Annotated in this window: 7 protein-coding genes; 1 reads left to right on the plus strand and 6 read right to left on the minus strand. The window is 75.0% G+C overall.

All coding sequences use genetic code 11. The features are described from left to right. Positions 1–7: 7 nt before the first annotated feature. Genes ACH495_RS12595 through ACH495_RS12605 form a run of 3 tightly spaced genes read right to left on the minus strand, consistent with a single transcriptional unit; the run spans position 8 to position 2,501 of the window. Positions 8–733 (minus strand): ABC transporter ATP-binding protein, encoded by a 726-nt coding sequence (locus ACH495_RS12595; RefSeq protein WP_396857837.1) that lies wholly within the window; start codon positions 731–733, stop codon positions 8–10. Continuing rightward, positions 706–1,539, minus strand: coding sequence for an ABC transporter permease (locus tag ACH495_RS12600; RefSeq protein ID WP_396857838.1), 834 nt, complete (start codon positions 1,537–1,539; stop codon positions 706–708). Before ACH495_RS12600 ends, ACH495_RS12595 begins: the two co-directional genes overlap by 28 nt. After that, complete coding sequence (locus tag ACH495_RS12605; RefSeq protein WP_396857839.1) at positions 1,536–2,501, minus strand: sulfonate ABC transporter substrate-binding protein; 966 nt, start codon at positions 2,499–2,501, stop codon at positions 1,536–1,538. The genes ACH495_RS12600 and ACH495_RS12605 overlap by 4 nt, the downstream gene beginning before the upstream one ends. Before the next feature lie 141 nt (positions 2,502–2,642). Here ACH495_RS12605 and ACH495_RS12610 point away from each other — a divergent pair, with 141 nt between their 5' ends. Next, a complete protein-coding gene (locus ACH495_RS12610) occupies positions 2,643–3,809 on the plus strand; it encodes an LLM class flavin-dependent oxidoreductase (RefSeq protein WP_396857840.1) in 1,167 nt (388 codons plus the stop codon). 94 nt (positions 3,810–3,903) lie between these two features. Here ACH495_RS12610 and ACH495_RS12615 read toward each other — a convergent pair whose 3' ends face one another. The 3 genes from ACH495_RS12615 to ACH495_RS12625 form a co-directional block, all read right to left on the minus strand. Then, a complete protein-coding gene (locus ACH495_RS12615) occupies positions 3,904–4,413 on the minus strand; it encodes an NUDIX domain-containing protein (RefSeq protein WP_396857841.1) in 510 nt (169 codons plus the stop codon). A gap of 11 nt (positions 4,414–4,424) precedes the next feature. Next, the gene (locus tag ACH495_RS12620) at positions 4,425–4,985 is read right to left on the minus strand and encodes an NADAR family protein (RefSeq protein ID WP_396857842.1); all 561 of its coding nucleotides are present in this window, start codon (positions 4,983–4,985) and stop codon (positions 4,425–4,427) included. Positions 4,986–5,220: 235 nt separating this feature from the next. Next, positions 5,221–5,883, minus strand: coding sequence for a peptidoglycan recognition family protein (locus ACH495_RS12625; RefSeq protein WP_396857843.1), 663 nt, complete (start codon positions 5,881–5,883; stop codon positions 5,221–5,223). Positions 5,884–6,035: the final 152 nt, after the last annotated feature.

Here is a 6,035-nt window from a genome sequence, read left to right on the forward strand (position 1 = left end):
ATCATGGTCACGAGGCGGGTACGCCGAGGCGGTCGAGCAGCCGGCGGCGCAGCGCGCCGAGGGCCGGGTCGTCGGTGCTCGGGGCGGGGCCGAGGCCCACCGGGATCTCCTCGGCGATCACGCCCCCGTCGAGCAGCAGGACGCGGTCGGCGAGCAGCAGCGCCTCCTCCACGTCGTGGGTGACCAGCAGCGCGGCGAAGCCGTGCTGGGCGCGTAGCCGGCGCAGCAGCCCCTGCATGCGCAGCCGGGTCAGCGCGTCCAACGCGCCGAACGGCTCGTCGAGCAGCAGCAGGTCCGGTTCCCGGACCAGCGCGCGGGCCACCGCGACGCGCTGCGCCTGCCCGCCGGACAGCTCGGCCGGCCAGGCCCGGCCCCGGTCGGCGAGCCCGACCTCGGCCAGCGCACGGTCCACGCGGGCGCCGACGTCCGGGCCGCCGACGCCGAGCGCGACGTTGTCGGCGACCCGCTTCCAGGGCAGCAGCCGGTGCTCCTGGAACACCACCGCGGCGGCGCCGTGCACCCGGTGCGTGCCGCCGGCGTCGTCGTCCAGCCCGGCCAGCACGCGCAGCAGCGTGCTCTTGCCGGAGCCGCTGCCGCCGAGCAGCGCCACCGTCTCCCCGGCGGCGACGGTGAGGTCGACCCCGGCCAGCACCACCGCCGGGCCGAAGGACCGGGTCACCGCGCGTGCGGTGAGCACCGGCGGCGTCAGGTCGCGCGCAGCCCGCGTCGCCACGTCAGCGTCCTCCGTTCCGCGTACCGGATGAGCAGGTCCGAGGCGAGGCCCAGCAGCGCGTAGACGACCAGGCCGAGCACCACCACGTCGGTCTGGCTGAACTCGCGGGCCTCCATCATCAGGAAACCGACGCCGGTCTGCGCGTTGACCTGCTCGCCGACGACCAGGCTGAGCCAGGCCGCGCCGATGGCCAGCCGCAGTCCGAGGAAGAGCGCGGGCAGCGCACCCGGCAGCACCACGTGCCGCAGCCGGGCGGCCGGGCCCAGGCCGCAGGTGCGGGCCGCCTCCACCAGACGCTCGTCGATGTCGCGGATGCCGGCGTACAGGTTGAAGTAGATCGGGAAGAACGCGCCGAGCGCGACCAGCGTGACCTTCAGCGACTCGCCGATGCCGACCCAGATGATCAGCAGCGGGACCAGGCCCAGGTGCGGCAGCATCCGGGCCATCTGCACCGGCGGGTCGACCAGGTCGTCGCCGAGCCGCAGCAGCCCGGCCGCGGCGCCGAGCACCAGCGCCAGGCCGCCGCCGATCAGCAGGCCGAGCGCGGCGCGGGTGAGCGAGTCGAGCAGGTGCACGCCGAGCGTGCCGTCGGCGGCCAGCCGCGCGCCGGTGGCCAGCACCGTGCTCGGCGCCGGCAGCTTCTCCGGGGGGAGCAGGCCGGCCCGCGCGGCGGCCTCCCAGGTGAGCACCAGACCGACCGGGCTGACCAGCCGCCACCACCGCCGACCGGTCCGGGCCCGCGGTCGGCGGGGTGCCGGCGACGGTACGACCGGGGCGGGCGCCTCGGCCAACGCCGGGCCGGTCACCGGAACGCCTCGGTGAACCGGTCGTCCACCCGGCCGGCGATGTCCACCGGCCCCGGCACCAGCTTCAGCGCCACGAAGCTGTCCGCGATGGCCTGCAACTCGCGGCCGATGTCCGGGGTGACCGGGGCGAGCGGCTTGGCGCTGCGGGCCAGCGCCCGGCTGGTCACGTCCAGTGGGATCTTCAGCTCCGGGGCGAGCACGGCGGCCCGCTCCGCCGGGTGGGCGATGCCCCAGTCGGTGGTCTCGCGGTAGGTGTCCAGGAAGGCCCGCACGTCGTCGGTGCGGTTCTTGACCGCGCCGGGCGCGGCCAGCACGTACTCGCGGTTGCCGGCGAGGCCGGTGGCGTCGGCGAGCACCCGCACGCCGGGCCGCTCGGCCAGCGCGAAGTAGGGATCCCAGATGATCCACGCGTCGACCTGCCCGTTGTCGAACGCGGGCCGTCCCTCGGCCGGCTTGAGGTACTTCACGTTGAGGTCGGCGAGCGTCATCCGGTTCGCCTCCAGCAGCTTCACCAGCAGCCAGTGCACGTTGGAGCCCTTGTTCAGCGCGACCGTCTTCCCGCGCAGGTCGGCGAAGCTCCGGTACGGGCTGTCCGCCTTGACCAGCACCGCCTCGCCCTGCGGGATGGGCTCGGACGTGCCGATCACGGAGAACGGGATCTTCCCGGCGGCGGCGAAGACCGGTGGGGCCTCGCCGACCTGTCCGATGTCGATGGAGCCGGCCTTGAGCGCCTCGGTGAGCGCCGGGCCGCTCTCGAACAGCGACCAGGTGACGTTCTTCGCTTCACCGCGCGCCTTGACCAGGCTGAGCCCGCCGAAGCGTTGGTAGCCGATCCGCAGCGGGCCGCCGTCGCCCGCGCCGGCCGCCTCACCGCCGCAGGCCGCCAGCGCCGTGGCGGCGAGCAGCACGAGCGTGGTGAGCAGCGCGGTCACCCGGCGGCGGGGTCTCGACGGGGTACGCATGACGACTCCTCGGGGAGGGGATGGGCCGGCCATCGGCGGGCGTCAGCAACCTACCAACCCGATAGGTTTTATGGGTAGTCTGTCGGCGCGGTCGTCCCACCCCTCAGGAGGCGGCCCGCCCGACCCGCGCCGGAGGCCCCCATGTCGCTCACCTTCCACTGGTTCCTGCCGACGTACGGCGACAGCCGGGACATCGTGGGCGGTGGGCACGGTGTGCCGGTGGGCACCGCCGGGGGCGCCCGCCCGGCCGACGTGGCCTACCTCGGGCAGATCGCCCGCAGCGCCGAACAGCTCGGCTTCGTCGGCGCGCTGACCCCCACCGGCGCCTGGTGCGAGGACGCCTGGCTGACCACCGCCATGCTCACGCAGGTGACCGAGCGGCTGAGGTTCCTGGTGGCGTTCCGGCCCGGCCTGCTCTCACCCACGCTCGCCGCGCAGATGGCGTCCACCTTCCAGCGGCTCTCCGGCGGCCGGCTGCTGCTCAACGTGGTCACCGGCGGCGAGTCCACCGAACAGCGGGCGTACGGCGACTTCCTCGACAAGGACGCCCGGTACGCGCGTACCGACGAGTTCCTGCACGTGGTGCGGGCGCTGTGGCGCGGCGAGACGGTCGACCACGACGGCGCCCACCTGCGCGTCTCCGGCGCCCGGCTGGGCCGGCTGCCCGACCCGGTGCCGCCGGTCTACTTCGGCGGGTCGTCCGCCGCCGCCGGGCCGGTGGCGGCAAGGCACAGCGACGTCTACCTGACCTGGGGCGAACCGCCCGCGCAGGTGGCCGGCAAGCTGGACTGGATCCGCGGGCTGGCCACCGCCGCCGGCCGCGAGCTGCGGTACGGCATCCGCCTGCACGTGATCAGCCGGGACACCGCCGACGAGGCGTGGGCGCAGGCCCGCCGGCTGCTCGACGGCATCGCCGAGGACGACATCCGGGCCGTGCAGGAGGGGTTGCGGCGCAGCGAGTCCGAGGGGCAGCGGCGGATGCTGGACCTGCACGGCGGCTCCCGCGACGGGCTGGAGATCGCGCCCAACCTGTGGGCCGGGGTGGGGCTGGTCCGGGGCGGCGCGGGCACCGCGCTGGTCGGCAGCCACACCGAGGTCGCCGACCGGATCGCCGAGTACCACGCGCTCGGCATCGACGAGTTCATCCTCTCCGGCCACCCGCACCTGGAGGAGGCGTACTGGTTCGGCGAGGGCGTGCTGCCGATCCTGCGCCGGCGCGGGCTGTGGCGGCACCCGGCCGGCGAGCCGGCCACCGGGGCGCCGGCCGGCGTGCCGTTCGCACCCCAGCCGGTGCCGGCGCGGGGCTGACCACCATCGTTTTGATCATGAAGTTAGCGCCGACAATTCGGACACCAGGCCCGGCTAACCTCATGATCGCCGGGGCGGGCCGGGCTGGGGGCGATCAGAACGGGCGTTGCCCGGCGAGGAAGTCGGCGAGGACCCGGGTGTGCGTGGAGAAGGCCAGCTCGGTCGCCTCGGTGAGCACCAGCCACTCGGTGGCCTCCTCGGTCGGCGCGGACGGCGGCAGGTCGCCTATCGGCCGCTCGGGCAGCACGCCGAAGACCATCATGGTGCCGCCGGCCGGCGCGCCGTGCACCGCGAACAGCCGCGCCTCGCCGGCCTCGGCGAGCAGCCCGGTCTCCTCGCGCAACTCCCGCACCAGCGCCTCGTCCCACTCCTCGCCGTACTCGATGAAGCCGCCGGGCAGCGCGAGCTGGCCGCGGGCCGGCTCGATGTCCCGGCGGACGACCACCACGCCGAGCCCTTCGGGCGTGCGGACCGGCAGCACCGCCACCGCCACCGGCAGCGGGTTGCGCCACACCGTCTCGCCGCAGGCGGGGCAGACGCGTGGCCACCCGGCGCCCGCCGGGTAGGCCGCGCCGCAGAAGGAGCAGTGCGAGTACGCGGTCACGCCGCAGCACGTTACCCGTCGGACCCGGTGAGCGCGGCGCGCGCCTCCATCAGGGCGAAGCCGAGCAGGTTCGCACCGCGCCAGGTCGCCGGGTCGGCGGCGCGCGGGTCGTCGGCGGTCAGGCCGATGCCCCACACCCGGTCCGTCGGACTGGCCTCCACCAGCACCCGGTCACCGGTGCCGAGCAGGAACCGCCGCAGCGCGTCGTGCTGGCCGAACTTCGCCACGCTGCCGGCCACCACGATCTCCCCGCGGCGGGCCGCCCAGGTGGCCTCGTCGAAGCCGCGCACCTGCCGGCCGAGCGCCTTGGCCCGGTGCGGGTGCGGGGCGGTGAGCACCCGCCCGGCGATCTCGTGGTCGTCGAAGAGCGTGGCCTTGTGCCACATCATCCAGTGCTCGGCGGTGGCGAACTCCCGACCGTCCACGGTGAACGCCGCCGGCCACCACTGGCTCAGGCAGCCGACGCCGACGCTGCCGTCGCGCTGTGGCCGGTGCCCCCAGAAGTGCAGGTATCCGACCCGCTCACCGGCGTGGAGCGCGGCGGTCAGCTCGGCGACGGATCGGATCGGCATGCCTGCATCCTGCCCGCATCCGCCGCCTCGCCTCCCCGGCGGCCCGTGCTGTCCGGGAGGCGGGACCGCCTGATCGCCGTTGTCCCTTAACTTGAGACGATCGTTCCGCCTGATGGGAACGGGAAAGATCTTGGAAGGAACGGGCCCTCATGGGCCCATTCGTACCAAGATCTCGGCGGCACTCGGGCTGGCGCGGTGCGGGGCGCCCGTCGCACCCGGGCGCCCCGCGGGACCGTCAGCCGCCGAGGCGGGTGGCGACGGTGCGGCGCAGCTCCGGCAGCCGGTCGTGCAGCAGGCCGGGGCACTGGGTGGAGTTGAAGTCCTTGTGCCCGTAGATCTCGGTGGGCGCGATGCCGTACTGCTGGCAGGTGAACGCGCAGAACCAGACCAGGCTGTCCCAGAGCGCCTGCGGCGGCTGCACGTCGAGGTAGATGCCGTCGTTCTCGATGCCGATGGCCTGGCTGTTCTGCCCGACGCAGTGCGCGCCCTGCACCATGCTCTGCCCGTGCAGCAGCCCGTACAGGCTGCCGTGCCGGCCCTCGGTCAGGTAGCCGCCCCGGCTGTTGGTGAAGTGCTGCCCGGAGTCGAGCCAGCCGTTGGAATCCATGTGCAGGTTCTGGATGTCGCGGGAGTTCCGGTACGCCTGGGCGAGGCTGTAGTCGGTGGTGTTCGGGAACGCGGTGTGATGGATGATGATCTTGTTGGGGCGGCTCTGCACCACGCTGACCGGTGACGACGGGGGTCGGGCGCCCCAGGTCGCGCAGTTGGCGATGGTGGGCTGGTCGACGCGGGCCGCGGCGGCCCGCGCCTCGCGGCCGGTGCCGAGCGGGGTCAGCGCGCCGGCGCCGAGCAGGACCGCGCCGCGCAGCACGGCCCGTCGGGGGAGCGGAACGGACATCGGGAGACCTCCTCATCGGTACGGACACGGCGGCGGGGGGGGGCGCGCCGGGCCCCCCCCCCCCGGGGGGGGCCGGGGGGGCGGGGCCGCCCCCCCCCCCCCCCGGGCCCCCGGGCCCCCCCCCCCCCCCCCGCCCCCCCGGGCCCGGGCGG

Origin of the sequence: Micromonospora sp. NPDC018662, from assembly GCF_044391475.1 — a bacterium.
In the GTDB taxonomy this organism is placed as follows: Bacteria; Actinomycetota; Actinomycetes; order Mycobacteriales; family Micromonosporaceae; genus Micromonospora.